The following is a 24,666-nucleotide window of genomic DNA, read 5'->3' as shown; positions in this document are numbered from 1 at the left end:
TTGCGAACGCAGCGAAGCAATCCGGACTGCCTACCCCACCTCGTCCGTCACCATCCGCGCCACGACGCGGTCGCGGCGGATGAAGTGGTGCCAGAGGGCCGCGACGACGTGGATCGCAATCAACGCCAGCAGCACATAGGCGAGGAAGATGTGGCGGTCCTCAAAGGCGTCCGCCGCCGCCTTGTCCGGAGAGGTGAATTGCGGCACGTGAAACAGGCCGAAGAAGTCCGAGTAGCTGGTCGCACGCGCGCCCGAATGCGCCCAGCCCATCATCGCGACCAGGATCACCACGAGGTAGAGCGCGCCGTGGCTGACGCGTGCCGCGATCTTCTGCCAGCGCAGGGACTCGGCCGGCGGCGCCGGCGTCGGGTTGATGGCGCGCCAGGCCAGGCGCAGCATCGTAAGCAGCAGGATCACATAGCCGATGTCGGCGTGGATCGAGCGGTAGAAGAACCTGTCGGCACGCGCCGGGATATGATTCATCCACCAGCCGAAGCCGATCATGCCGATGATCGCCAGCGCCAGGCCCCAGTGAAACCACCGCGCGATGCTCCCCCAACCGGCCGTCGTGTTTCTGATCATGTCAGCTCCCGAAAATTTGCGGATGTCCCAACCGCAGCGCAGCACGGCTGATAGCGGGAACGGGGGGCAAACACGAAATTGAATCGTTCCAAACCGGGCTCAGGCCGCCTCGGCCGCAAAACCGCCCCAAAAACCGAATGGTAACCATGACGGGCTAGGGTAGCGACGTGAGCAATTCCCCGACGATCCTGGTATTTGATTCCGGCCTTGGCGGCCTCACCGTGCTGCGTGAGGTCGTGGCCGCGCGCCCCGACGCGCATTATACCTACGTCGCCGACGACGCCTTCTTCCCCTATGGCCATCACAGCGAGGACGAGATCATCGCCCGCGTCGTGCCGCTGATGGGGGATCTGATCGGCACCCATGATCCTGATCTCGTCGTCATCGCCTGCAATACGGCGTCCACCCTGGTCCTATCGCATTTGCGTGCCGCTTATTCCGTGCCCTTCGTCGGCACGGTGCCGGCGATCAAGCCGGCCTGCGCCCGCTCGAAGACACGCCGCGTCTCCGTGCTCGGCACCAAGGGCACGGTGAAGCGCGAATACACCAAGGCGCTGATCCGCGATTTCGCGCTGGGATGCGAGGTCACGCTGGTCGGCTCGCCCGAGCTGGCCGCGCTTGCCGAGCGCGAGCTCAGTGGCCATCCAATCAGCGATGGCGACATCCTCGCCGAGCTCGCCCCCTGCTTCGTCGGCGACGCCGAAGACGCGAGCGCGCGCACCGACACGGTGGTGCTTGCCTGCACACATTATCCGCTCTTGCTGGACCGGATGGAAAAGCTCGCGCCCTGGCCCGTCGAATGGATTGATCCGGCACCAGCGATCGCCCGTCGCGTCTCCGATCTGCTCGGCCCGGGCGTCAGCGGCATCACGCAGTCCGGCGCCGAGATGATTTTCACATCGAAACGCGTGCACGGCCTCAACGCCACGCTGACGCCGTTCTTCGGCGGGCGCGCCGTCGCCTGATCTTGCGCCCCGGCGGCGCGCTGCTAGGCTCCGCCGTCGCCATCTTCGCAGGTTCGTTCTCATGCCGGTCTCCGCAAAGCCGCTCAATCGTCTCCGCCAGGTGTGGAGCGAGGGCCGTCCCGCCTTCGGTGCGATCGCAACGATCCCGAGCGTGCAGATGGTGCAGATCATGGCGCGCTCGCTCGACTGGATCATCGTCGATCTCGAGCACGGGCCGATCGGGCTCACCGAAGCCCATGCGATGATCGCGGCGACGACAGGGACGCCGTGCACGCCCCTGGTGCGGATCGCGGCGAACGAGCCGTGGCTTGCCAAGGCACCGATGGATATCGGCGCCTTCGGCATCAACTTCCCGATGATCACCAATCGCGACGACGCCGAGAAGGCGGTACGCAGCGTGCGCTATCCGCCGCGCGGCGACCGGCTCTGGGGCCCCTTCCACGCCCCGTTCCGCTGGGGCCAGTCGATGCCGGACTACATGGCGTCGGCCGACGACGAGATGATCTGCATGGTCACCATCGAGCATGTCGACGCCGTCAACCGCATCGACGAGATCATGGCGACGCCGGGCATCGACGTTGCCGTCATCGGTCCCGGCGATCTCGCCACCTCCATCAACAAGCGCGGCCAGATGGACGATCCGGAATTGCAGGAGCTGATCGCGCGCGCCGAGGCCGGCATCCTCAGAAGCGGCGTGCCGATCGGCGGCGTCGCACGAACCGCCGACCAGGCCAACCAGCTGATCGACCGCGGCTACCGCGCGATCGCGCTCGGCTTCGACTGGTCGCTGTTCCAGCGCGGCATCATGGCGGCGTTCGACGGGATCAAGCGCTGAACGGACCGATTGCCGCGCCCAACCGGGTTGGTTCGTGCTAGAGGAAGCGGCGAGCGGGAGGCCGTTCGCTGCACATATTTTCATCTGCTGGAACCGAAAGAGCGATGCGCGGGACGCCAAAGACCATTTCGATGCCTCGCCGCCTGATTTGCGACCTGATGCGTGCGTCGATGGACGTTCCGTTCGTTTCGTTGTCCCGTTCGCTCAATATCCGCCCCCTGCTGGAGGTTCGTGCAGGTGTGATGGCACCGGCCGGCTGGGCGGCGATGTTCGTCAAGGCCTTTGCCCTGGTAGCCCGGGAAGAGCCGGTCCTGCGCACCGTCTACGCCAAATGGCCCTGGCCGATGCTCTACGAACTCCCCCATAGCGTCGCGTCGGTCGCCATTGCCCGGGTCGAGGACGGTGAGGAATGCGTGATGCCGCAGCGAATCGCGGCCCCCGAGGCCATGGCGCTGTCCGCGGTCGACAGCGAAATCCGCCGCGCCAAGACGGCGCCGATCGACGACGTCCCGATGTTCCGCAAGATCATGCGGGTGACCCGCCTGCCGCTGGCGCTGCGGCGCCTGTCCTGGGCCGTAGGGCTGAATTTCGGCCGGCAGCGCGGCAACTGGTTCGGCAGCTTCGCGGTGAGCTCGGTGGCCGCCTACGGCGGCGGTGAGCTCCATCCCATTACGCCAGGTCCGTTCATCGTCAGCTATGGGGTGGTCGAGGGCGACCAGACCATCCATGTCGTGATCCGCTGGGACCACCGGGTCACGGACGCGGCCCCCATCGCCCGGGTCCTGACCCGGCTGGAACAGGTCCTGAACACTGAAATTGCTGCCGAATTGCGCGCTGCCAGCCCCAAGCCGATCCGGGCGGTCGGGAGCTGATTCCGAGGCCATTCGCATTGACAGCGAACCCCAAACTCCCCTAAAAGCCGCTTGCTCGCGGGCCGATTTCGGCCCGCGAAGCGTTTCGCGACCCGTGGTCCACTCTCTTAAGCTTTGGGGATCGGACCTGTCGGTGCCGGGATCATCCCGTCACACAGGAGGGCGCGTTTCCTCAAACCATGCAACCGAAGAGGACGCGATGACCAAGCGCAGTGAGGCGAAGTACAAGATCGATCGCCGTATGGGCCAGAACATCTGGGGCCGCCCGAAGAGCCCCGTGAACCGCCGCGAATACGGCCCCGGCCAGCACGGCCAGCGCCGCAAGGGCAAGCTCTCGGACTTCGGCGTGCAGCTGCGCGCCAAGCAGAAGCTGAAGGGCTACTACGCCAATATCAGCGAGCGTCAGTTCCACGGCATCTACGTCGAGGCGAGCCGCCTCAAGGGTGACACCGGCGAGAACCTGATCGGCCTCCTCGAGCGTCGTCTCGACGCGGTCGTGTACCGCGCCAAGTTCGTCTCGACGATCTTCGCCGCCCGCCAGTTCATCAACCACGGCCACATCAAGGTGAACGGCCGCAAGGTCAACATCTCGAGCTACCAGATCAAGGTCGGCGACGTCGTCGAGGTCAAGGAAGCCTCCAGGCAGCTCGCCCACGTTCTCGAAGCCAGCCAGCTTCCCGAGCGCGACACCCCCGACTATCTCGAAGTCGACCATGGCAAGATGACCGCAAAATATGTGCGCATCCCCGGCCTCTCCGACGTGCCGTTCCCGGTGCAGATGGAGCCCCATCTGGTCGTCGAATTCTATTCGCGCTAAGATCTGAATATCGAAAGGCCCCGGTTCGCCGGGGCCTTTTTGTTTAAGAGCCACAATTCAGTGGCCGCACTGCTTTGAGGAGCCGACGAATGCTCTACACCCCTCCCCCTGTTGACCCCAAGGCGCCGCCGGTGCGCATCAATCTGCTCTCGGACACGCAGACCAAGCCGACGCCTGCGATGCGCGAGGCGATGGCGCGGGCCGAAGTGGGTGACGAGCAGGTCGGCGACGATCCGACCGTGAATGCGCTGTGCGAACGCGTCGCCGAGCTGATGGGCAAGGAAGCCGCGGTCTACATGCCTTCGGGCACGATGTGCAACGTCACCGCGACGCTGGTGCATTGCCGCCCCGGCGACGAGATCCTCGCGCACGAGACCGCGCACATCATCGCCCGCGAAGGCGGCGCGCACGCTGCGATCGGCGGCTTCCAGGTCACGCAGCTCGAGGGCCCCGACGGCCAGTTCACGCCGGAGACGTTCCGGAAAGCTCTGCATCCGCGCACGCGCTATCAGCCGCCGCAGACGGTCGTCAGCGTCGAGCAGACCGCCAATATCGGCGGCGGCACGATCTGGAAGAAGGCCGCGCTCGACGAGATCGTCGCGATCGCCAAACAACACGGCCTCGTCACCCACATGGACGGCGCACGCCTGCTGAACGCCACTGTGGCAAGCGGCATTTCCCCGCGCGACATGACGGCGGGATGGGATTCGGCCTGGATCGACTTCTCCAAGGGCCTGGGCGCGCCGATCGGCGGCGTGCTTGCCGGCACGCGCGCCTTCATCGACGCGGTCTGGCAGTGGAAGCAGCGCCTCGGCGGCTCGATGCGGCAGGCCGGCATCTGCGCGGCCGCCTGCATCTATGCGCTCGACCATCACGTCGAGCGCCTTGCCGACGACCACGCCAACGCGCGCGCGCTCGCGCGCGGCCTGTCGCAGATCGCTGGCATCGAGGTGCAGGAGCCCGAGACCAACCTCGTGTTCTTCAAACCCGATGGCGCCGGCATCACCGGCGACAAGATGGTTGCAGCACTCCGCCAGCGCGGCGTGACGCTCGCGATGATGGACGGCCGCATCCGCGCCTGCACCCATCTCGACGTCAATGCGAACCAGGTCGAGGAAACGATCGGATATGTCAGAGAGATCGTGCGCGGGGCGTAAAAACGCGTCGAAACGAGAGTCTACCGCGCCATCGCCTGATAGATCAGCGTCTTCAGCCCGAGTTGAATCCGGCCGCGCTGCGACGGTGTCTGCACCATGAAGATTCCGAACAGATCGTCTTCGGGATCGATGAAGAAAAAGGTGCCGCCGACGCCGTCCCAGCGATATTCGCCAAGCGGCCGCGACGTGCCCGGCCGCACCGACGTGCGCACGGCAAAGCCGAGGCCGTAGCCGCTGGTCTCGCCCGGATAAAAGTTCTTGTCGCGCTCGACGTGGGTTTCGGGACCGACGTGATCCGACGCCATCAAGGCGATGGTTTCCGGCTTGAGGTAGCGTCGGCCTTCGTAACTGCCGCCGTTGAGCAGCATCTGCGAGAAGTGCGCATAGTCGCCGACGGTGCCGACCAGGCCGCCGCCGCCGGACTCCCATCGCAGCGGTTTCCTGATATCGCGAACCTTCGCCATCGGGCTGAGCACGCGATCCTCCGGCATCGGCTCGGCGATACGCGGCCACTTGGCGGGATCGGCGACGTAGAACGCCGTGTCCTTCATCCCGAGTGGATCGAACAGGCGCTCCTTCGCGAACTCGAACAGCGATTTCCCCGATATCACCTCGATGATGCGACCGAGCACGTCGAAAGAGAGGCCGTAGTCCCAGATCGTGCCGGGCTGCTCGGCGAGCGGCAGCGTTGTGATCTTCGCGACCAGCTCCGCATTGGTCAAAGCCTTGTTGTCGAACAGACCGGCGTCGGCATAGAGCTTGTTCACCAGGTCCCCGCCATAGTAGCCGTAGGGGAGTCCGGCGGTCTGGCGCATCAGATCCTCGATCGTCACCGGACGTTTGAGCGGCTCCAGCTCCAGCGAGATCCTGTTGTCCTCGGCCCTCTTCTCGACGCCAACCTTCATGTCGGCAAAGGCCGGGATGTACTTCGAGACGGGATCGCTGATCGCGAGCCTGCCCTCCTCGACCAGCATCATCGCCAGAACAGAAGTGACCGGCTTCGACATCGAATAGAGCCGGAAGATCGTGTCGGCGCTCATCGATATCTCTGTCGCGACGTCGCGGACGCCGAAATTCTCGTTATAGACCGGCTTGCCGTGCTGCTGGAGCAAGAGGATCGCACCCGGAATCTTGCCGGTCGCGATCTCGTTCCTGACGTAGTCGGAGACTTTGGCGAGGCCCTCCGGCGTGAAACTGTGCGCGCGGCCCTCGGAGCCCGCTTGTGCACCAACGACGCCGAACAAAAGGACGAGCGCCGCGACCAGCCCGCGGCGCTCGCGCATATCAGTTCTCCATGGCTTCATAGACCAGTTGCTTCAGTGTCCGCTGGATGCGCTGCCGCTCGCTCGGAGTCTGCTCCAGTAGCACAAAGAACATGTCCTGCTTGGGATCGATCACGAAATAGCAGCCGGATGCACCGTCCCACTTCAATTCCCCGAGATCGCCGGGCGGCGGCGGCTTTGCGTTGCCGGGATCGGTGCGGATCGCGAGGCCAAGGCCGAAACCGAAGCCGTCGCCGGGGAAGTAGAAATAGTCGCGTTCAACGCCGGAGCCCGGGCCGATCTGGTCGGTCGTCATCAGCTTGAACGTCTCGGGCTTGAGAATGGTCTTGCCGTCGAAAGAGCCGCCGTTGAGCAGCATCTGCGCGAAGCGCTCGTAATCGGCCATGGTCGTCACCATGCCGCCGCTTGCGAACTGGATCTTCTTGACGACCGTCGGATCGTTGATACGGCCAACCCGGAAATCACTGTCGTTCGGCACCGGCTGGGCCAGCAGCTTCTGCTTCGCGGGGTCTGTGACCAGGAAGCCGGTATCGACCATGCCGAGCGGCCCGAGCAGCAAGTCCCGCTCGATATCGAGCAGCGACTTGCCTCCCGCGACTTCCATCACGCGCGCCAGGATGTCGGTGGAATGGCCGTATTGCCAGAGCGCCCCCGGCTGATTGTGCAGCGGCAGCTTTGCGATGCGCTCGGCGAACTCGGCAAGGTCGAAATCGCCGGCATAGATGTTGGCGGCGCGATAGGCTTGGCGAACCAGGCTGTCGCCATAGAAGCCGTAGGTGATGCCCGAGGTGTGGGTCATCAGATCCTTCACCGTCATCGGCCGGTTCGGCGGCACCAGCTCGAGCGTCTTGGTGCCGTCTTCGGCCTTCTTCTCGACGCCGACCTTCACATTGGCGAAGGACGGGATGTACTTGGAGACGGGATCATCCAACTTGAACTTGCCGTCCTCGAGCATTTTCATCGCGACCACCGAGGTGATCGCCTTGCTCATCGAGAACAGGCGGAAGATCGTCTTGTCGGTGATGGGAGCCTTGCTGACCACGTCCTGCACGCCGAAGGCCTCGTGATAGACCGGCTTGCCGTGCTGCTTGATCAGCACGGTCGCGCCGGCGATCTTGCCGGTCGCAACCTCGTTCTTGAAGAACTCGCTGATCTTGCCGAGCTTCTCCTGATTGAAATGCGCCCCGGCCGGAATCTCGTAGGTGCCCTCCGCGTGCGCGATCGACATCGCGCCAAACGAGACAAGGGCACCGCAAACCAACGCTCGTAGTCCAATACTTAAAATCATATCCCCTCCCCGGAACATGGCTGGCGGAGTGTAATGAGCGCGCTGTCAGGCACAAGGGCTGCCGTATCGCGCCAAAACGTCGGTGTGAAGGGCGGCGCTCGCCTCAGAGAAACAGCAAAATATGACACGGTTGACCGAGGGAGCCGTCGGCAGGGCCTCGATGGTCGTATGGACCGCAACCCTGGCGGCCTGATCCGCCGGGAAGCGATACACGCCAGTCGAGATCGCGGAGAATGCCAGCGAGGTCAGCTCATTGGCCTGGGAGAGCTCGAGCGCGCGGCGATAGCAGGAACCGAGCGCCTCGGCCTCACCACGGCTGCCGCCATGCCAGACGGGGCCAACAGCGTGGATCACATGGCGCGCGGGCAAACGGTAACCCTTGGTGATCCTGGCATCACCGGTCGGGCATCCACCGAGCGTCCGACATTCGGCAAGCAGCTCGGGACCGGCAGCGTCGTGGATCGCACCATCGACGCCGCCTCCACCAAGAAGCGATGAATTGGCGGCGTTGACGATGGCATCAACGCTCAGCGTGGTGATGTCAGCAATGATGACGTCGAGCTCCGCGCCGCCGATCCGGCGCGTCAGCACCGCCACGGATCAGGCCGCGACGACGACGCCCTTCTCGGAGAAGAGCTGCTGCAATTCGCCGGCCTGGAACATCTCCCGGACGATGTCGCAGCCGCCGATGAACTCACCCTTCACGTAGAGCTGGGGGATGGTCGGCCAGTTCGAATATTCCTTGATGCCGTTGCGCAGTTCGGCAGATTCGAGCACGTTGAGGCCCTTGTAGCCGACGCCGACGTGGTCGAGGATCTGGACGACCTGGCCGGAGAAACCGCACTGCGGAAATTGCGGCGTACCCTTCATGAACAGAACCACGTCGTTCGACTTCACTTCGTTGTCGATGAATTCCGCGATGCTCATATCCGTGTCCTTCTGGGGCTCGAGCCCTCAACATTTTCCTCGGGCCGGCTCAGCCGATCTAACCCGATACCTACCTATATATGTAGCCCAAACCGTTGTGCATCCAAAGTAAAATGGCGGCGAACGGCCCCTGGACATCGGGCCTGGGCGGCCTCGTCACCATTGCATGATGGCACGAATATCATCGCCGGGGAGGACTTTCATACCGTAACGGAGCGCCTATCTAGGACGAACCTTGGTTTTGGAACCGGGGCACGCCAACAACGTTCTCTTGTCCTGTCTGGAGAAAAACGTGACGAAACAAGCCTCCGCTACGGCCAGTCCGCCGCTTTCGTCACAATCGGCCGCCCCAGCCGGTCTCGCGCAGGGGCTGGAGAGCAGTTTTCTCGCCGTCCGCACCGAGACCGAGCGCCGGGCCGCGCCGCTCTCTCCCGAGGACCAGCAGATTCAGTCCATGCCGGACGCGAGCCCGGCGAAATGGCACCGGGCCCATACCACCTGGTTCTGGGAACAGTTTCTGCTCGGCGAGCACGTCCCAGGCTACCGGCCTTTCCACCCCGACTTCGCCTTCCTGTTCAATTCCTATTACGTCAGCGCAGGCCCCCGCCATGCCCGCAATCATCGCGGTGACATCACCCGGCCCAGCGCCGACGAGGTCGGCGCCTATCGCAACTATGTCGATGCGGCGGTCGTCAAATTCTTTCGCGAGGCCGGCGAGGACAAGCTCCGTGAGGTGGCGCCACTCGTCGAGGTCGGGCTGAACCACGAGCAGCAGCATCAGGAATTGATGTTCACCGACATCCTGCACGCCTTCGCGCAGAGTCCGGTCTATCCCGCTTACGATGCGGACTGGCGCTTTCCACCCGCCACGCGCTCGGGCGATGACTGGCTGACGCTCAACGAAGGCATCCACACCGTCGGTCATGTCGACGACACCTTTCATTTCGACAACGAGAAGCCGGCACACCGCGCGCTCGTCAGCCCCGTGAAGGTCGCGCGCAATCTCGTCACCAATGGCGAATGGCTCGCCTTCATGCGCGACGGCGGCTACCGGCGTGCGACGCTGTGGCTGATGGACGGCTTCGCCGCGGCCAGCAAGGAAGACTGGCAGGCGCCGGGGCATTGGCGCGAGGTTGATGGCGGATGGCAGGTGATGACGCTGGCCGGCCTCGAGCCGGTCGATCCTGACGCGCCGGTCTGTCACGTCAGCTATTACGAGGCCGATGCATTCGCGCGCTGGTCCGGAAAGCATCTGCCGACCGAAATGGAATGGGAAGTCGCGGCCCGCACCAAGCAGCTCAACGACGCTTTCGGCATCGTCTGGCAGTGGACGCGGTCGTCGTATTCCCCCTACCCCGGCTACCGCGCCGTCGAAGGCGCGCTCGGCGAGTACAATGGCAAGTTCATGGTCAACCAGCTGGTGCTGCGCGGCTCCTCGCTGGCGACGCCTGAGGGTCACAGCCGCGTCACATATCGCAACTTCTTCTATCCGCACCACCGCTGGCAATTCACCGGGTTGCGGCTGGCTGACTACCTCTGAAGTCCTTGAAGTCTCATCCGACGACAAATACGCGCCGGACAGCGCGTTCAGGAGAGTATCATGAATGTGCACGCCAGCGCTTTGGCCGAAGCCCATCTCCCCGACGAGCAGACCACTGCCTTCGCCCGCGAGGCGATCGAGGACCTCTCGCAGCAGCCGAAAAAACTGTCGCCGAAATATTTCTATGACGCGACCGGATCGGAATTGTTCGAAGCGATCACGCGCCTTCCGGAATACTATCCGACGCGCACCGAGCTCGCGATCCTGAGGGAGCGCGGCAGCGAGATCGCAAAAATCATTCCCGAGAACGCCGCACTGGTCGAGTTCGGCGCCGGCGCGACCACGAAGGTCCGCCTGCTGCTGAACCAGTCCAAGTTCGCGGCCTATGTCCCGGTCGACATCTCCGGTGACTTCCTGCAAGCGCAGGCCAATGGCCTGAAACGCGATTTCCCGTCGCTCGGCATCTATCCGGTGGCCGCCGACTTCACCACGCCGTTCGAACTGCCGAAAGCGGTCGCATCGATGCCCAAGGTCGGCTTCTTCCCGGGCTCGACCATCGGCAATTTCGAGCCGCACGAGGCACAGGCCTTCCTCAAGAGTGCCCGCCAGATCCTGGGCAACGGCGCGCAGATGATCGTCGGCGCCGACCTCGAGAAAGAGGAGCGCCTGCTCCACGCCGCCTACAATGACGCGGCCGGCGTCACCGCGCGGTTCAACCTCAATGTGCTTGTGCGGATCAACCGCGAGCTCGGCGGCAATTTCGACCTCTCCGCCTTCACCCATGGCGCGATCTACAATCACGACCGTCACCGAATCGAGATGCACCTGATCAGCCGGAAGAGCCAGACCGTGCGCCTGCTCGGCACCAGCTTCTCGTTCCGGCCCGGCGAGAGTATCCACACCGAGAACAGCTACAAATACAGCCTCGAGCGCTTCGCCGCGCTGGCGCAAGGCGCCGGCTGGCGCGTGCGCGAGAGCTGGACGGACGCAGCCAAGATGTTCTCGGTGCACGCGCTGGAGGCGGCGGAGTAATCGCTCCGGCGCCTCAACGCTCCTCGGCCTCCTGCCGCTTCGATCCCAGCGACACCGATTCCCACACCGCGACGACGATCATGATCACGCTCGTGGCAACCGACAGCCAGAGTGGCGAGAGATCGGCGGCGAACCACCACAGCGCCAGCAGCAGGATGATTCCGATGCCGTGGGAAAGCTGGAGGAAGCCGCGGATCGAGTGCTTGAACAGGATGGTGCCGACCAGGAACACCATGGGACCGCCGATCGTGCTGACGATGGTGCGGACGTCGGAATGTCCCGAGGGGTGCTTCAGCACCAGCTCGTCCGAGACCGCGGTCAGGATGATGCCGGCGACGATCGGCATGTGCAGGTAGGTGTAGGCGAGCCGCGCCAGACGGCCGGATTCAGCCGATTTCGAGATCCGCTCGGAGCCGGCCTCGGCGCCCTTGTGGAAATAGACCCACCACATCGCGATACTGCCGACCAGGGCCGCGACGAAGGCCAGGATGTTGTCCGCGGTCCAGTCCAGTTCGGCAAAGGTCGCGCCGTTGACGACGACGGCCTCGCCCAGCGCGATGATGATGAAGCCGGCGCAGCGCTCGGCCATGTGGCCGCCCTCGACGGCCCAGGCCTCGACCGACGAGAAACCCAACTTCGGCACCCAGAAGCGCACCGCGGGCGAGACATATTCGATCGCGAGGGCGACGATCCAGAACCACAGCCTCTCCTCGCCATGGGCGAGACCGCCGAGGATCCAGAAGATCGCGGAGCCGCAGAGCCAGACCAGGATGCGGATCGCGTTGTGCCTCACGGCGGTGCGATGGTGCGGGGTCGCGAACAGCCAGAACGCGGTGCGTCCGACCTGCATGGCCGCATAGGCGATCGCAAACCACAGGCCGCGGCCGTCGAAGGCAGCAGGGATCGTGGTCGACAGCACGAGGCCGCCCAGCATCATCAGGAAGATCAGGATGCGGACCGGCGTCAGCTCGGGATTGAGCCAGTTGGTGACCCAGGCGGTGTAGACCCACACCCACCACACCGCCAGGAACAGCAGCGTGACTTCGACCGCCCCGAGCGGCGTGAAGTGGTGCAGCAGCGTGTGCGAGATCTGGGTGACGGCGAAGACGAAGACGAGGTCGAAGAACAGCTCGGCATTGGTGACGCGGCTGGGCTGGTTCGGCACGATGACGCGAAACATCGCGCCGCGCGGATTGTCCGCAGCCATCAGCGTCCCCTGCGCGCGATCAGGTCAGGTGCAACCTGTTCAAGGACTTGGTACGCCGGTTTGCAGCGCCAGCGCATGCAGCACGCCGCCCATCTGGCCCTGGAGGGACCGATAGACGATCTGGTGCTGCTGGACGCGGGATTTGCCGCGGAAGGATTCCGAGATCACGGTCGCAGCATAGTGGTCGCCATCGCCGGCGAGGTCACGGATGGTCACCTCGGCATCGGGGATCGCTGCCTTGATCATCGCCTCGATATCGTGGGCGTCCATGGGCATTCGGGTCTTGCTCCTTGTGTCGGCTTTCGGCCTCGGCCTCGAATCGCTTGCCGGGGGTCCCCTTGCCGGCGAGGCCAAACTTAGCGTGAACGGCCTTCTACGTCACGCCTTCAGGCACTATATCCCTGATCCCATCAGGACAAAGGCACGACAAAGTGCCGCGCGCGGCAGTTTGATCGAAAAGGCGTGAAACCATGAAGCTTCCGGGCCCCGACCATCCCATCACCATCACCCAAAATCCCCGCCGCGTCCGCGTGACGGCGGGCGATATCGTGATTGCCGAGAGCACCAAGGCGCTGACGCTGAAAGAGGCCAGATATCCGGCGGTGCAATATCTGCCGCGGGAGGACGCGAATATGGCGCTGCTGGAGCGCACCGCTCGCACCACCCACTGCCCTTACAAGGGCGACGCCAGCTATTACAGCATCAAGGCCGACGGCAAGACGCTCGACAACGCCATCTGGACCTACGAGACGCCCTTCCCCGCGATGACGGAGATATCAGGTCATCTCGCCTTCTACCCGGACAAGGTGAAGATCGAGGAAGTGGGATAGTCCCCGGCGTCTGGCTACGCCCTGAATATCGTGAGCCCGAGAACGAGCAGCACCAGGAAGATCACGACGAAGACGTAGAACAGGAAGCGGGCGACATCGGCGGAGGCGGCCGAGATGCCGGTGAAGCCGAGCACACCGGCCACGATCGAGATCAACAGGAAGATCAGCGCCCATTTCAGGATAGTCATCGCCAGCTCCGACGCATCAGTGCCGCCTATGGCGGGCAGTCCTCAACCAGTTCGTGAACGCTAACTTCGCCGCACGGAACTGGTTCCTCAGGATACCGGCCGGCAGCGACGAATGGCCGAAACGGCCCTTGCTGAATCCGGTTCCCGGCGGCAGAGTCGTGCAGCGACAGAGACGCAATCGGGGCAACCATGAGTACGATCTCACAATCAGCGACGATTGGCGCCGAAGCGCATGCTGCGCCGAAAAGCAAGACGCGCAACATGTCGCTCGATCGCGCCCGGACCTTCCTGACGCTGGTGGTACTGCTGCACCATGCCGTCATCCCCTATACCTATTTCGGTCACACCGACCCGAAGTCCTTCTTCGGCTTCGACATGCTCGTGCTCGCCACCGACAGCTTCTTCATGGCGATGTTCTTCTTCCTGTCGGGCTTGTTTGCGTGGTCAGGCATCGCCCGCAAGGGAGCGCGGAGCTATTTGGTCGATCGCCTGCTGCGGCTTGGACTGCCGTTCGTGATCTGCGCATTCACGATCATTCCCCTCGCCTATTACGCCATCTCGCTCCGGCAAAACCCCGAGATCGGCTTCTCGGAATACTGGTGGAATATGGTCACGAAGGGCCCGTGGCCGAGCGGGCCGATCTGGTTTCTCTGGGTCCTGCTCGTCTTCGACGTGATTGCCTGCATCCTGCACCGGCTGTCGCCCAACCTGCTCGATCCGATCAATCGCCTCTCGCTGCACGGTCGCCGCCGGCCCGCGGAGTTCTTCGCGGTCATGCTTGCCGTCACCGCAGCGTTCTATGTTCCCGGGCTGATGTATTTCGGGCCAAGCAACTGGTTCGAGTTCGGGCCGTTCTCGGTGCAGCACGGGCGCGTGATGCTCTATGCGAGCTACTTCTTTTTCGGAGCCGGCATCGGCGTCGCGAATATCGACCGCGGACTGCTCGCGGCTGACGGCCGCATGGCGAGGGTCAGCTGGGACTGGATGGTCCTGACGATCGTTCCGTATTGCCTGCTCTGGGTGCTGATCTTCATCAAGCGCGAGATACTGGGAAACCCGTCGCCGCTGCCGAACTGGTATGAGGGGCTCTATGCCGTCTGCTTCGCTGTCTTCAGCGTGGCCATCATGTTTCTGATCCTGGCCTTCTTCCAGCGGTTCAAGCAATCGGGCTCGGCCAGGCTGCTCGATCCGATGCAGGCGGACGCCTATGGCATGTTTCTGGTGCACTACCCGATCGCGCTTTGGCTGCAATACTGGCTGTTCGACTATGAGCTGCCAGCGCTCGTCAAGGTGACGATTGGATTCCTGCTGACAGTCGCGTTCAGCTGGGCGCTGACGCGCGCTCTGCGCCAGATCCCCGGGGCAACGAAGATACTGTGAGTTTGTGAAGGCGGCTTACGCCGCCTTCCCGCCCATATACTCCGGCAGCCAGCGCTCGTGCGAGGTCCGCAGAGCATCGATCGACACGGGCGCCTCGCCCGCGATCACGACCGCATCGCCGCCGGTGGTACCGATCCGCACGCATGGCACCTCGCAGCCGCGCATCTTGGCGAGCACGCGTCCGGCTTCGGCTTCCGGCACGGTGACGAGATAGCGCGCCTGGTCCTCGCCGAACCAATAGGCCTGCGCGACCAGCGATGTCGGCGCCGCGAGCAGCCTCGCGCCGATGCCGCTCGCCATCGCCATCTCGGCAAGCGCGATCAGGAGGCCACCGTCCGAGAGGTCGTGCACCGCGGTCGCAGTGCCCGCATGAATCATGCCGCGCACGCAATCGCCGTTGCGCTTCTCGGCGGCGAGATCGACCGGCGGCGGCGCGCCCTCCTCGCGACCGCAGATGTCGCGAAGATAGACGGACTGGCCGAGCCAGCCATGCGTTTCGCCGACCAAGAGGATCGCTTCGCCCTCCGCCTTGAAGGCGAGCGAGGCGGACTTGGTGAAATCGTCGAGCAGTCCGACACCGCCGATCGAGGGTGTGGGAAGGATCGCGCGGCCGTTGGTCTCGTTGTAGAGCGAGACGTTGCCGGAGACGACCGGGAAGTCGAGCGAGCGGCAGGCTTCCGAAATACCCTTCAGGCAGCCGACGAACTGGCCCATGATCTCGGGCCGCTCAGGATTGCCGAAGTTGAGATTGTCGGTGATCGCGAGCGGCTTGCCGCCGACCGCGGTGATGTTGCGCCAGGCTTCCGCCACGGCCTGCTTGCCGCCTTCGAACGGATCGGCCTCGCAATAGCGCGGCGTCACGTCGACGGTGAGCGCCAGTCCCTTCGGCCCGTCCTGCACGCGCACGACGGCGGCATCGCCGCCGGGGCGCTGCATGGTGTTGCCGAGGATGACGTGGTCGTACTGCTCCCAGACCCAGCGCTTGGAGCACATGTCGGGCGTGCCGATCAGCCTCTCCAGCGCGGCACCCAGCGCCATCGGCGCCGGCACCTCGCGCGCATGCACGATCGGCAGCGCGGCGGAGGGAACATGCGGGCGGTCATAGAGCGGCGCCTCGTCGCCGAGCTCCTTGATCGGCAGATCGGCCATGACGTCGCCGCCATGCTTGACCACGAACCGCTTGCTCGGCGTGGTGTGGCCGACGACCGCAAAGTCGAGGCCCCACTTCCTGAAGATCGCCTCGGCTTCCTGTTCCTTCTCGGGCTTGAGCACCATGAGCATGCGCTCCTGGCTTTCCGAGAGCATCATCTCATAGGCGCTCATGCCCATCTCGCGGGTCGGCACGGCGTCGAGATCGAGGTCGACGCCGAGATCGCCCTTGGCGCCCATCTCGACCGCCGAACACGTGAGCCCCGCCGCCCCCATGTCCTGGATCGCGATGACGCAGCCCTTCTCCATGATCTCGAGGCAGGCCTCGAGCAGCAGCTTCTCGGCGAAAGGATCGCCGACCTGCACGGTCGGGCGCTTCTCCTCGGACTTGTCGTCGAACTCGGCCGACGCCATCGAGGCGCCGTGGATGCCGTCGCGGCCGGTCTTGGAGCCGAGGTAAACGATCGGCATGTTCACGCCGGAGGCGGCGGCATAGAAGATCTTGTCGGCATCGGCGAGGCCCACCGCCATCGCGTTGACGAGGATGTTGCCGTCATAGCGGGTGTGGAAGCGCACCTGGCCGCCGACCGTCGGCACGCCGAAGGAGTTGCCGTAGCCGCCGACGCCCGCGACGACGCCGGAGACGAGATGTCTCGTTTTGGCATGCTCGGGCGCGCCGAAGCTCAGGGCGTTGAGGCAGGCAATGGGGCGCGCGCCCATGGTGAAGACGTCGCGCAGGATGCCGCCGACGCCTGTCGTCGCGCCCTGGTAGGGCTCGATATAGCTCGGGTGGTTGTGGCTCTCCATCTTGAAGACCACGGCCTGGCCGCCGCCGATGTCGATCACGCCGGCATTCTCGCCGGGGCCCTGGATCACCCAGGGCGCCTTGGTCGGCAAGCCCTTCAGATGGATGCGCGAGGATTTGTACGAGCAGTGCTCGTTCCACATTGCCGAGAAGATGCCGAGCTCGGTGAAGGTCGGCTCCCGCCCGATCAGCTTCAGGATGCGCTCGTATTCGTCGGGCTTGAGCCCGTGGGCGGCAACCAGTTCGGGGGTGATCTTAGGTTCGTTCTTCATGGCTTCAGGGGCTTTCGGCGGGCGTTTGGCCGTTCTTAGGAAGATCGAGGGCTCACGAAAAGCCCTTTATGGCGCATTTTCCCGCTGTCCCACGTTTTGCAAGGTGGGGCGGCGGGAACGGGAATTGCAAGGCGCTGACGGATCGGATTTAAGGGCTAAAGACCCGTAATTGAAGGCCCATTTCCTTGCACGAATTGACCAAAGTCCCCTCCACCCGCCGCCCCGACCTACATGTCGCCACCGAGGGCGAGTTCACGGGCTGGCGGACCTGGATTCGCGACAGCTTTGAGAGCCATATCGGCCCGTTCTGGCACAAGATCGAGGACGACGGCAGCGTCCGCTGCGCCTTCCGGGTCGAGAAAAAGCACCTCAACGGCGCCAAAAACGTCCATGGCGGCTGCTTCATGGCCTTCGCCGATTATTGCCTGTTCGCGATCGCTACCCACGAGCTGGACGGCCCGGCCGTGACCACCAATTTCGCCTGCGATTTCCTCGACGCGGCACGTGAGGGCGAACTGGTCGAATGCACCGGCGACGTCTCGCGCGCCGGAGGCTCGCTGATCTTCCTGCGCGGCAAGCTCACCTCGGCCGGCCGGCCGCTGTTCACGTTCTCCGGGACGATCAAGCGGGTGAGGCGGAAGCCGGCACTGCAGGCAAACGCATAGCTCGGCACCTTCCTTTTTCACGCCCCCTCGCCCAGACTTGCGCGAAGCGCGTTCGCGCCGGGGAGTAACAACAAGGTGCAGAGCACATCGTCAAGCCACGCAGTGGCCGCCGGATCGTCGTCACCAGCAGCCAACACCGCCACCGGCGCGCGCAACTGGCGCGACTACGCGCTGCTGGTGGCGCTCGCCTGCTGCTGGAGCTCGACCTACCCGCTGGCCAAGCTCGCGCTTCCCACGATACCGCCCATCACCTTCATCTCGGTGCGCTCGCTGATCGCGGCCGCCTTCCTGTTCGCGATCCTCTGGATGCGCGACGTCAAGGTCCCGACCGACGCGAAAGCCTGGAAGCTGTTCGCGACCCAGCAGCTCATCAACTCGACATTTCCGTTTCTGGTCATCACCTGGTCGCAGCAATACGTGCCGGCGTCCAACACCGTGGTGTTGGCCTCGACCACGCCGATCTTCGCCTTCCTGATCACCTCGCTGATCACGCGGCACGAGCCGGCGACGCTGCTCAAGCTCGTGGGCGCGATCCTCGGTCTTGCCGGCACCATCGCCATCATCGGCCTGGATGCGCTGCACGGCTTCGGCAGCGACATCATCGCGGAGATCGCGATCCTGCTCGCCACCATCTCCTTTGCCTGCGCCACGATCTTCGGCCTCAGGCTCTCCGATTACGACCCGATGGTGGTCGCGGCCGGCTCGCTGCTGTTCGGCGGTCTCGTGTTGCTGCCGCCCTCGCTGATCATCGACCAGCCCTGGACGCTGCATCCGACGTTCCAGGCGATCGTTGCCACCGTCGTGATGGGCATCGTCTCCAGCGCGCTCGGTCTGATGCTGTTCTACATGTGCCTCGGCCGGCTCGGCACGTTGACCACGAATGCGCAAGGGTACTTGCGCATCCCGATCGGCGTCGCGCTGTCGGTGCTGCTGCTCGGCGAAAGCGTGCCGTCGAACTTGGCGCTGGGCCTGCTGCTGGTCATGGCGGGCGTTGCCGCCATGACGGTGCCGGCAGAGCGGCTGAAGCGGCTTACGCTGCCCGGTCGAGATGCGCGGTGAGGCCCGCGAACAGGCCGCGGCCGTCGGTGCAGCCCATGATGTCTTCGACGTGGTTTTCCGGATGCGGCATCATGCCGAGCACGTTGCCCTTGTCGTTGACGATGCCGGCAATGGAATGCGCCGCGCCGTTGATGTTGTTGGCCTCGTCGACCACGCCCTCGGCCGAGCAGTAGCGGTAGAGCACGCGCCCCTCGCCTTCGAGCCGCTTGATGGTTTCTTCATCCGCCTCGTAATTGCCCTCGCCATGGGCGACCGGCACGCGGATCACCTGGCCGGCATTGTAGCCGCGGGTGAACGGCGTGTCGGAACGCTCGACGCGCAGATGCACGTCCTTGCAGATGAACTTCAGCCGCGCGTTGCGCATCAGCACGCCCGGCAGCAGGCCGGACTCGCAGAGGATCTGGAAGCCGTTGCAGACGCCGAGCACGAGGCCGCCCTTGGCCGCATAGTCGCGCACCGCATCCATCACCGGCGCCCGCGCCGCAATCGCACCACAGCGCAGGTAATCGCCGTAGGAGAAGCCGCCGGGCACGACGACGAGATCGGTGCCGGCAGGCAGCGACGTCTCGGCATGCCACACCATAGCGGGCTCATGGCCCGAGATGAGCCTGAGCGCACGCGCCATGTCGCGTTCGCGGTTGATGCCGGGGAAGACGAGGATGGCGGCTTTCATCAGAGCAGCTCGACCCGATAGTTCTCGATCACGGTATTGGCGAGCAGCTTGTCGGCGGCGTCCTTCAGCGCGGCTTCGGCCTTGGCCTTGTCGGCGCCGGCGAGCTCGATGTCGAACACCTTGCCCTGCCGCACGCTGGCCACGCCGTCGACGCCGAGCGATTTCAGCGCGCCTTCGATGGCCTTGCCCTGCGGATCGAGGATGCCGGTCTTCAGGGTAACGGTGACACGTGCCTTCACGTCATCTTCCTCTTCAGCTTTTCACCAGCACGGGACCCGTGCCCTGCGGACGCTCGTTCTCCATGAGGATGCCGAGGCGCTTGGCGACTTCCGTGTAGGCCTCGAGCAGGCCGCCGAGATCCCGGCGGAAACGATCCTTGTCGAGCTTCTCGTTCGACTTGATGTCCCACAGACGGCAGCTGTCCGGCGAGATCTCGTCGGCGACGATGATCCGCATCATCTCGTTCTCGAACAGCCGGCCGCACTCCATCTTGAAGTCGACGAGGCGGATACCGATGCCGAGGAAGAGGCCGGTCAGGAAGTCGTTGACGCGGATGGCGAGCGCCATGATGTCGTCGATCTCCTGGGGCGTGGCCCAGCCGAACGCGGTGATGTGCTCTTCCGACACCATGGGGTCGTTGAGCTGGTCGTTCTTGTAGTAGAACTCGATGATCGAACGGGGCAGCTGCGTGCCCTCCTCGATACCGAGGCGCTGCGACAGCGAGCCGGCGGCGACGTTCCGCACGACCACCTCGAGCGGCACGATCTCGACCTCGCGAATCAACTGCTCGCGCATGTTGAGGCGGCGGATGAAGTGGGTCGGCACCCCGATGTCGTTGAGGTGCTGAAACAGGTACTCCGAGATCCGGTTGTTGAGGACACCCTTGCCCTCGATCACCTGATGCTTTTTGGCATTGAACGCGGTGGCGTCATCCTTGAAGTGCTGGATCAGGGTACCGGGCTCCGGACCTTCGTAGAGAACCTTTGCCTTGCCTTCATAAATGCGACGCCGACGGCTCATTGGGATGTACCGTGTTTTGTTGAAATCCATGTATTTGGTGTGCTCCGGTTACCAGGTTACGACCCACAGCGGAGCTGCCGTGAACGGCACGGACCCCGTCTGGAACGCAAGGAAACAGAACGGGAACCAAGCCTTCAGGCAACCTATCCGATTGGCTGTCCCAGCACAATCGATCCGGCCCATCCGACGCTGACTTATACCACCTTGCCTGCGGCTTTACGGCTCGTTGTTCGGCCGATCATGCCCCTTATCTAGGCATGCGCGGGGGTCTTCGCAACGAGGACCGCCACGTCCAGAGACCTCAAGGAATCGGAAGACGCATGAGCGAATTCAACAAGCGCGAAGAAGGGTTTGAAAAGAAGTTTGCCCTCGACGAGGAGCAGAAATTCAGGGCGGAAGCCCGTCGCAACCGCCTGCTGGGGCTGTGGGCGGCCGAGAAGCTCGGGATGTCGGGCGATGCCGCCACGGCCTACGCCAAGGAGGTGGTCGCGGCCGACTTCGAGGAGGCCGGCGACGGCGATGTCCTGCGCAAGGTCATGGCCGATCTCATCGCCAAAAACATCGCCATCACCGAACAGGCGATTCGGGCCAAGATGAGCGAGCTGATCGCGGTCGCGGCCGCCGAGGTGAAGGCCGGAAAATAGGCTTGACGACGGGCGGCGGGCGGCCGTGGAAGGCAGACCCGCCGCCCGCCCTGTTGGACTTGCAGCCGGCCCCGCGCAGTGCCAAATGGGCGGCATGTCTCAGGATCACATCTCCAACGTCCTCGCCCAACGCTACGCCTCGCCCGCCATGCGCGCCATCTGGAGCGGCGAAGGCAAGGTCCGCCTCGAACGCGACTACTGGATCGCCGTGCTGAAGGGCCAGCGCGATCTCGGCATTCCCGTGCCCGATGGCGTGATCGAGGCTTATGAGCGCGTGAAAGACCAGGTCGACCTCGACTCCATCATGCGGCGCGAGCGCATCACCCGTCACGACGTCAAGGCGCGGATCGAGGAGTTTTGCGATCTCGCCGGTCACGAGCACCTGCACAAGGGCATGACCAGCCGCGACCTCACCGAGAACGTGGAGCAATTGCAGGTCTACCGCGGGCTCCAGCTCATCGAGACCAAGAGCATCGCCGCGCTCATTCGCTTTGCCAGGCACGCCAAGCAGCTCCGCGACATGCCGTTCACGGCGCGCACGCACAACGTCGCCGCGCAGGTCACGACGCTCGGCAAGCGCATCGCCATGTTCGGCGAGGAGATGCTGGTGTCGCACCAGAGCCTGGTCAACGTGCTCGACACCTATCCCGCGCGCGGCCTGAAGGGCGCGGTCGGCACGAGGCTCGACCAGATCACCTTGTTCAACGGCGATGCCGGCAAGGCCCGCGCGCTCGAACAGCGCATTCTCGTCCACCTCGGCCTGCCCAAGAGCTTCGATGCGGTCGGCCAGGTCTATCCGCGCAGCCTCGACTTCCGCGCGGTCAGCGTGCTGACCGAGCTTGCCAGCGGTCCCGGCAATTTCGCCAAGACGCTGCGCCTGATGGCGGGCCATGAGCTTGCCAGCGAAGGTTTTGCCAAGGGCCAGGTCGGCTCGTCCGCGATGCCGCACAAGATGAACAGCCGCTCGTGCGAGCGCATCAACGGCCTGCATGTCGTGTTGAAGGGCTATCTCGCGATGGCCGCAGGGCTCGCCGGCGACCAGTGGAACGAGGGCGACGTCTCCTGCTCGGTCGTTCGCCGCGTCATGCTGCCCGACGCCTTCCTCGCCATGGACGGCCTGCTCGAAACCCTGCTGTCCGTGCTCGACCAGATGGAAATCTTCGACGCCGTCGTCGCAACCGAACTCAACCGCTATTTGCCCTTCCTGCTCACCACCACGGTGATGATGGAGGCGGTGAAGAAGGGCGCGGGCCGCGAAGGCGCGCATGAGGCGATCAAGGAGCATGCGGTCGCTGCCATCAGGGACCTCCGCACCGGCAAGATCGTGCAGAACGACCTACTGAAGCGTCTCGCCGCCGATCAGCGTCTCGGTCTCAGCGAAGCCGAGCTGAACCAAGTGCTCGAGCACGGCCGCGCCAATTCCGGCGATGCCGGCGCGCAGGTCGATTACTTCGCCGAGCAGGTCGACGCGCTGGCGAAGGCAAAGCCTGAAGCGGCCAAGTACACGCCGGGCGCCATTCTCTAGCTGGTCAACGGTGGGTAGCGAGTAGCGAATGCAAACTTTCCCATCCGCTACTCGCAATTCGCCGTTCGCCTCACTCTTCCTTGAAGCCGTAGTCCGGGACGTTGCCGCTGGCGCCGTAATATTTGTACGGCAGGAATTTGCCTGACATCGTGATCTTGACGCGGTCGCCCTTCGGATTCGGCAGGCGCTCCATCACCATGTCGAAATCGATCGCCGACATGATACCGTCGCCGTACTCTTCCTCGATCAGCGCCTTCCAGGCCGGACCATTGACCATCACCAGTTCGTAGAACCGGTAGATCAAAGGATCGGTCGGCGGCATCGGCATGCCGCGCATCGGCGTCTCGTTCAGCATCGTGGTCTCGGCCTTCGAAAGGCCGAACAGCTCAGCGGCGTTGGCCGCTTGCGGCTTCGTCAGCTTCATCTGGCCGAGGATCGCCCCGACGATCAGCACCTCGGAATAGCCGCCGATTTTTTCGCAGACGTGTTTCCAGCTCCAGCCCTTCTCGCGCTTGATGTCGAGCAGCTTTTCGGTGAGGTCTTCGCGTTTCATGTCAGGGTCTCCCTCGGTCAGGCATGTGACGGGCCTGCCGCTTTGGGAGGCACGAAACGTGCCAATAAATGAGGCTACGGCTTCGTGCGAGACGACCTACGCGCCCCGCTCCACCATCTCCTGCAGGCGCACCAGCTCCGCCTCCAGATCCCGCTCCACATCCGCCGCACGGATCTCCAGCACGCGATAGTCGCGCGCCTCGAGCCACGCTCGCCGCGACGCGCGATCAGCGGCGATGGTGTCGCCTTCGCCCGGATTGACCAGCTCGATCGCGATCCGGTGTGGGAACGAGACGAAATCGGGGATGTGGCGGCCGACCGGGGTCTGACGCTTGAACCCACCTGCGAAGCGACGGTCGCGGGTCAGCGCCTGCCAGAGCAGGCGTTCGGCATCGGTCGGATTGCGGCGGAGCAGGCGCGCGAGGCCGCGCACGGTCGAGCCGCTGTCCGGCGCGCCGCCGGCCTGCCCATGCTCGGCCAAGAGCGCGCGCAGGCGCGTGGCCTGCTCGCCGTCGAGCACACCGCCTTTGGCCGGTCCCTTGCGCCCTTCCGCGATCGCCATCACCACGCCGTGGAGCGTGTGCATGTCCTGCTTGGTCGGCTCCATCCGGCTGAAGATGTTGCGCAGGTTCACCAGCATGGTGTCGCGCTTCTCCGCCGGGCGCAGGAATTCGACCCGGTCGAGCTCGCGCACGAGATTGTCGAAGAAGGCCTGCATCTGGTGCTGCGAGGCCCGCTCGGATCGCTCAGGCATGCCGTGCGGCAGCTCGCCCGAGGTTGCATGCTTGAACCATTCGTAGCCGACCAGCAGCACCGCCTGGGCGAGGTTGAGCGAGGCAAAGCCCGGATTGACCGGGAAGGTGATGATACGGTTGGAAAGCCCGACCTCCTCGTTGGTCAGGCCCCAGCGCTCGCGGCCGAACAGGATGCCGGCCTTGCCGCCGGTCGCAACGTGCCCCGAGATCTCGGCTGCTGCCGCCTCCGGCCCGACCACGGGCTTGGCCTGGTCGTGGGGCCGCGCGGTGGTGGCGAACAGCAGGTCGAGGTCGGCGACCGCCTGCGCCACCGTGTCGAACAGCTCGACCTTTTCCAGAATGTGGTCGGCGCCGGCCGCCGCCCGCTGGGCGGCAATGTTCGGCCAGCCGTCGCGCGGATTGACGATGCGCAGGGCGCCAAGCGCAAAATTGCCCATGGCGCGCGCGGCCATGCCGATGTTTTCCCCGAGCTGCGGCTCGACCAGGATCACGATGGGACCGTCCAGCGACAGGCCTGCCTTGCTCTTGTCAGTCCCCGACATCTCGTTTCGCTTTCACTCTGGTCGTCCAAGGCCTTGGCGGGGCACTCTTCAGGAATTGATTCAAGGCCGGCCGCCGACCGGGCTGCCGTGTCCGCCAGTCGT

Annotated in this window: 27 protein-coding genes; 13 read left to right on the top strand and 14 right to left on the bottom strand. The window is 64.4% G+C overall.

The genetic code is table 11. The features are described from left to right. Nucleotides 1–30: 30 nt before the first annotated feature. Nucleotides 31–582 (bottom strand): cytochrome b, encoded by a 552-nt coding sequence (locus XH90_RS13555; protein ID WP_194481946.1) that lies wholly within the window; start codon nt 580–582, stop codon nt 31–33. Between the two features lie 167 nt (nt 583–749). On the opposite strand from XH90_RS13555, the gene murI reads away from it, so the two are divergent. From murI to XH90_RS13530, 5 genes are all read left to right on the top strand, one after another. Further along, on the top strand, nt 750–1,547 hold the full coding sequence (gene murI / locus XH90_RS13550; protein WP_194481945.1) for a glutamate racemase: 798 nt from the start codon (nt 750–752) through the stop codon (nt 1,545–1,547). A 61-nt stretch (nt 1,548–1,608) separates the two neighbouring features. After that, the gene (locus XH90_RS13545) at nt 1,609–2,382 is read left to right on the top strand and encodes an HpcH/HpaI aldolase/citrate lyase family protein (protein ID WP_194481944.1); all 774 of its coding nucleotides are present in this window, start codon (nt 1,609–1,611) and stop codon (nt 2,380–2,382) included. A 104-nt stretch (nt 2,383–2,486) separates the two neighbouring features. Then, nucleotides 2,487–3,254: an acyltransferase gene (locus XH90_RS13540; protein WP_194481943.1), complete on the top strand. Its 768-nt coding sequence runs from the start codon at nt 2,487–2,489 to the stop codon at nt 3,252–3,254. 199 nt (nt 3,255–3,453) lie between these two features. After that, the gene (gene rpsD / locus XH90_RS13535) at nt 3,454–4,071 is read left to right on the top strand and encodes a 30S ribosomal protein S4 (protein ID WP_194481942.1); all 618 of its coding nucleotides are present in this window, start codon (nt 3,454–3,456) and stop codon (nt 4,069–4,071) included. A gap of 89 nt (nt 4,072–4,160) precedes the next feature. Next, nucleotides 4,161–5,228 (top strand): low specificity L-threonine aldolase, encoded by a 1,068-nt coding sequence (locus tag XH90_RS13530; RefSeq protein WP_194481941.1) that lies wholly within the window; start codon nt 4,161–4,163, stop codon nt 5,226–5,228. Between the two features lie 20 nt (nt 5,229–5,248). On the opposite strand, the gene XH90_RS13525 is transcribed toward XH90_RS13530, so the two are convergent. Genes XH90_RS13525 through grxD form a run of 4 tightly spaced genes read right to left on the bottom strand, consistent with a single transcriptional unit; the run spans nt 5,249 to nt 8,726 of the window. After that, nucleotides 5,249–6,511 carry a serine hydrolase gene (locus XH90_RS13525; protein WP_194481940.1) on the bottom strand — a complete coding sequence of 421 codons (1,263 nt, stop codon included), beginning with the start codon at nt 6,509–6,511 and terminating at the stop codon, nt 5,249–5,251. A 1-nt stretch (nt 6,512) separates the two neighbouring features. Continuing rightward, the gene (locus XH90_RS13520) at nt 6,513–7,799 is read right to left on the bottom strand and encodes a serine hydrolase (protein ID WP_194481939.1); all 1,287 of its coding nucleotides are present in this window, start codon (nt 7,797–7,799) and stop codon (nt 6,513–6,515) included. A gap of 45 nt (nt 7,800–7,844) precedes the next feature. Then, complete coding sequence (locus XH90_RS13515; protein ID WP_194481938.1) at nt 7,845–8,396, bottom strand: O-acetyl-ADP-ribose deacetylase; 552 nt, start codon at nt 8,394–8,396, stop codon at nt 7,845–7,847. A gap of 3 nt (nt 8,397–8,399) precedes the next feature. Continuing rightward, the gene (gene grxD / locus XH90_RS13510; protein WP_128926634.1) at nt 8,400–8,726 is read right to left on the bottom strand and encodes a Grx4 family monothiol glutaredoxin; all 327 of its coding nucleotides are present in this window, start codon (nt 8,724–8,726) and stop codon (nt 8,400–8,402) included. 241 nt (nt 8,727–8,967) lie between these two features. Here grxD and egtB point away from each other — a divergent pair, with 241 nt between their 5' ends. Next, nucleotides 8,968–10,266: an ergothioneine biosynthesis protein EgtB gene (gene egtB, locus XH90_RS13505; protein ID WP_194482681.1), complete on the top strand. Its 1,299-nt coding sequence runs from the start codon at nt 8,968–8,970 to the stop codon at nt 10,264–10,266. 60 nt (nt 10,267–10,326) lie between these two features. After that, nucleotides 10,327–11,298 carry an L-histidine N(alpha)-methyltransferase gene (gene egtD / locus XH90_RS13500; RefSeq protein WP_194481937.1) on the top strand — a complete coding sequence of 324 codons (972 nt, stop codon included), beginning with the start codon at nt 10,327–10,329 and terminating at the stop codon, nt 11,296–11,298. A gap of 13 nt (nt 11,299–11,311) precedes the next feature. Here egtD and XH90_RS13495 read toward each other — a convergent pair whose 3' ends face one another. Next, nucleotides 11,312–12,505 carry a low temperature requirement protein A gene (locus XH90_RS13495; RefSeq protein ID WP_194481936.1) on the bottom strand — a complete coding sequence of 398 codons (1,194 nt, stop codon included), beginning with the start codon at nt 12,503–12,505 and terminating at the stop codon, nt 11,312–11,314. Nucleotides 12,506–12,544: 39 nt separating this feature from the next. Next, on the bottom strand, nt 12,545–12,781 hold the full coding sequence (locus XH90_RS13490) for a BolA family protein (RefSeq protein WP_092228036.1): 237 nt from the start codon (nt 12,779–12,781) through the stop codon (nt 12,545–12,547). Nucleotides 12,782–12,975: 194 nt separating this feature from the next. On the opposite strand from XH90_RS13490, the gene XH90_RS13485 reads away from it, so the two are divergent. Beyond that, the gene (locus XH90_RS13485; protein ID WP_194481935.1) at nt 12,976–13,335 is read left to right on the top strand and encodes a DUF427 domain-containing protein; all 360 of its coding nucleotides are present in this window, start codon (nt 12,976–12,978) and stop codon (nt 13,333–13,335) included. 14 nt (nt 13,336–13,349) lie between these two features. Here the strand turns inward: XH90_RS13485 and XH90_RS13480 are convergent, their stop codons facing one another. Further along, the gene (locus tag XH90_RS13480) at nt 13,350–13,523 is read right to left on the bottom strand and encodes a DUF1328 domain-containing protein (RefSeq protein ID WP_027525383.1); all 174 of its coding nucleotides are present in this window, start codon (nt 13,521–13,523) and stop codon (nt 13,350–13,352) included. Nucleotides 13,524–13,712: 189 nt separating this feature from the next. Here XH90_RS13480 and XH90_RS13475 point away from each other — a divergent pair, with 189 nt between their 5' ends. Continuing rightward, the gene (locus XH90_RS13475) at nt 13,713–14,903 is read left to right on the top strand and encodes an acyltransferase (protein WP_194481934.1); all 1,191 of its coding nucleotides are present in this window, start codon (nt 13,713–13,715) and stop codon (nt 14,901–14,903) included. A gap of 15 nt (nt 14,904–14,918) precedes the next feature. Here the strand turns inward: XH90_RS13475 and purL are convergent, their stop codons facing one another. Continuing rightward, a complete protein-coding gene (purL, locus tag XH90_RS13470; RefSeq protein WP_194481933.1) occupies nt 14,919–17,129 on the bottom strand; it encodes a phosphoribosylformylglycinamidine synthase subunit PurL in 2,211 nt (736 codons plus the stop codon). 185 nt (nt 17,130–17,314) lie between these two features. Here purL and XH90_RS13465 point away from each other — a divergent pair, with 185 nt between their 5' ends. Next, on the top strand, nt 17,315–17,794 hold the full coding sequence (locus XH90_RS13465; protein WP_194481932.1) for a PaaI family thioesterase: 480 nt from the start codon (nt 17,315–17,317) through the stop codon (nt 17,792–17,794). 75 nt (nt 17,795–17,869) lie between these two features. Beyond that, nucleotides 17,870–18,853, top strand: coding sequence for a DMT family transporter (locus XH90_RS13460; RefSeq protein ID WP_194481931.1), 984 nt, complete (start codon nt 17,870–17,872; stop codon nt 18,851–18,853). On the opposite strand, the gene purQ is transcribed toward XH90_RS13460, so the two are convergent. The 3 genes from purQ to purC are packed head-to-tail and all read right to left on the bottom strand — an operon-like array spanning nt 18,825 to nt 20,546. Continuing rightward, nucleotides 18,825–19,526: a phosphoribosylformylglycinamidine synthase subunit PurQ gene (purQ, locus tag XH90_RS13455; RefSeq protein ID WP_194481930.1), complete on the bottom strand. Its 702-nt coding sequence runs from the start codon at nt 19,524–19,526 to the stop codon at nt 18,825–18,827. The genes XH90_RS13460 and purQ overlap by 29 nt on opposite strands. Next, the gene (gene purS, locus XH90_RS13450) at nt 19,526–19,765 is read right to left on the bottom strand and encodes a phosphoribosylformylglycinamidine synthase subunit PurS (RefSeq protein ID WP_015685059.1); all 240 of its coding nucleotides are present in this window, start codon (nt 19,763–19,765) and stop codon (nt 19,526–19,528) included. The genes purQ and purS overlap by 1 nt, the downstream gene beginning before the upstream one ends. A 13-nt stretch (nt 19,766–19,778) precedes the next feature. After that, entirely contained in the window at nt 19,779–20,546 is a 768-nt protein-coding gene (gene purC / locus XH90_RS13445) for a phosphoribosylaminoimidazolesuccinocarboxamide synthase (protein ID WP_172782948.1), read from the bottom strand. Between the two features lie 320 nt (nt 20,547–20,866). On the opposite strand from purC, the gene XH90_RS13440 reads away from it, so the two are divergent. Both XH90_RS13440 and purB read left to right on the top strand, forming a co-directional pair. Continuing rightward, a complete protein-coding gene (locus tag XH90_RS13440; protein ID WP_194481929.1) occupies nt 20,867–21,190 on the top strand; it encodes a DUF1476 domain-containing protein in 324 nt (107 codons plus the stop codon). Between the two features lie 94 nt (nt 21,191–21,284). Next, nucleotides 21,285–22,715 carry an adenylosuccinate lyase gene (gene purB, locus XH90_RS13435; protein WP_194482680.1) on the top strand — a complete coding sequence of 477 codons (1,431 nt, stop codon included), beginning with the start codon at nt 21,285–21,287 and terminating at the stop codon, nt 22,713–22,715. A 70-nt stretch (nt 22,716–22,785) separates the two neighbouring features. Here purB and cynS read toward each other — a convergent pair whose 3' ends face one another. After that, nucleotides 22,786–23,268, bottom strand: coding sequence for a cyanase (gene cynS, locus XH90_RS13430; protein WP_194481928.1), 483 nt, complete (start codon nt 23,266–23,268; stop codon nt 22,786–22,788). Nucleotides 23,269–23,364: 96 nt separating this feature from the next. After that, nucleotides 23,365–24,564: a TrmJ/YjtD family RNA methyltransferase gene (locus XH90_RS13425; RefSeq protein ID WP_194481927.1), complete on the bottom strand. Its 1,200-nt coding sequence runs from the start codon at nt 24,562–24,564 to the stop codon at nt 23,365–23,367. Nucleotides 24,565–24,666 lie beyond the last annotated feature (102 nt).

It is taken from the genome of Bradyrhizobium sp. CCBAU 53338 (assembly GCF_015291665.1).
Classification (GTDB): Bacteria; Pseudomonadota; Alphaproteobacteria; order Rhizobiales; family Xanthobacteraceae; genus Bradyrhizobium.
Note: the sequence above shows the minus strand (reverse complement) of the source record. Positions and strands in the feature narration are given on the sequence as shown.

Excerpts from the sequence above, each read along its gene's own strand:
- XH90_RS13555 (WP_194481946.1), bottom strand. The coding sequence starts at position 582 with ATGATCAGAAACACGACGGCCGGTTGGGGGAGCATCGCGCGGTGGTTT.
- XH90_RS13545 (WP_194481944.1), top strand. The coding sequence starts at position 1,609 with ATGCCGGTCTCCGCAAAGCCGCTCAATCGTCTCCGCCAGGTGTGGAGC.
- XH90_RS13540 (WP_194481943.1), top strand. The coding sequence starts at position 2,487 with ATGCGCGGGACGCCAAAGACCATTTCGATGCCTCGCCGCCTGATTTGC.
- rpsD (WP_194481942.1), top strand. The coding sequence starts at position 3,454 with ATGACCAAGCGCAGTGAGGCGAAGTACAAGATCGATCGCCGTATGGGC.
- XH90_RS13530 (WP_194481941.1), top strand. The coding sequence starts at position 4,161 with ATGCTCTACACCCCTCCCCCTGTTGACCCCAAGGCGCCGCCGGTGCGC.
- XH90_RS13525 (WP_194481940.1), bottom strand. The coding sequence starts at position 6,511 with ATGCGCGAGCGCCGCGGGCTGGTCGCGGCGCTCGTCCTTTTGTTCGGC.
- XH90_RS13520 (WP_194481939.1), bottom strand. The coding sequence starts at position 7,799 with ATGATTTTAAGTATTGGACTACGAGCGTTGGTTTGCGGTGCCCTTGTC.
- grxD (WP_128926634.1), bottom strand. The coding sequence starts at position 8,726 with ATGAGCATCGCGGAATTCATCGACAACGAAGTGAAGTCGAACGACGTG.
- egtD (WP_194481937.1), top strand. The coding sequence starts at position 10,327 with ATGAATGTGCACGCCAGCGCTTTGGCCGAAGCCCATCTCCCCGACGAG.
- XH90_RS13495 (WP_194481936.1), bottom strand. The coding sequence starts at position 12,505 with ATGGCTGCGGACAATCCGCGCGGCGCGATGTTTCGCGTCATCGTGCCG.
- XH90_RS13490 (WP_092228036.1), bottom strand. The coding sequence starts at position 12,781 with ATGCCCATGGACGCCCACGATATCGAGGCGATGATCAAGGCAGCGATC.
- XH90_RS13485 (WP_194481935.1), top strand. The coding sequence starts at position 12,976 with ATGAAGCTTCCGGGCCCCGACCATCCCATCACCATCACCCAAAATCCC.
- XH90_RS13480 (WP_027525383.1), bottom strand. The coding sequence starts at position 13,523 with ATGACTATCCTGAAATGGGCGCTGATCTTCCTGTTGATCTCGATCGTG.
- XH90_RS13475 (WP_194481934.1), top strand. The coding sequence starts at position 13,713 with ATGAGTACGATCTCACAATCAGCGACGATTGGCGCCGAAGCGCATGCT.
- purL (WP_194481933.1), bottom strand. The coding sequence starts at position 17,129 with ATGAAGAACGAACCTAAGATCACCCCCGAACTGGTTGCCGCCCACGGG.
- purQ (WP_194481930.1), bottom strand. The coding sequence starts at position 19,526 with ATGAAAGCCGCCATCCTCGTCTTCCCCGGCATCAACCGCGAACGCGAC.
- purC (WP_172782948.1), bottom strand. The coding sequence starts at position 20,546 with ATGAGCCGTCGGCGTCGCATTTATGAAGGCAAGGCAAAGGTTCTCTAC.
- XH90_RS13440 (WP_194481929.1), top strand. The coding sequence starts at position 20,867 with ATGAGCGAATTCAACAAGCGCGAAGAAGGGTTTGAAAAGAAGTTTGCC.
- purB (WP_194482680.1), top strand. The coding sequence starts at position 21,285 with ATGTCTCAGGATCACATCTCCAACGTCCTCGCCCAACGCTACGCCTCG.
- cynS (WP_194481928.1), bottom strand. The coding sequence starts at position 23,268 with ATGAAACGCGAAGACCTCACCGAAAAGCTGCTCGACATCAAGCGCGAG.
- XH90_RS13425 (WP_194481927.1), bottom strand. The coding sequence starts at position 24,564 with ATGTCGGGGACTGACAAGAGCAAGGCAGGCCTGTCGCTGGACGGTCCC.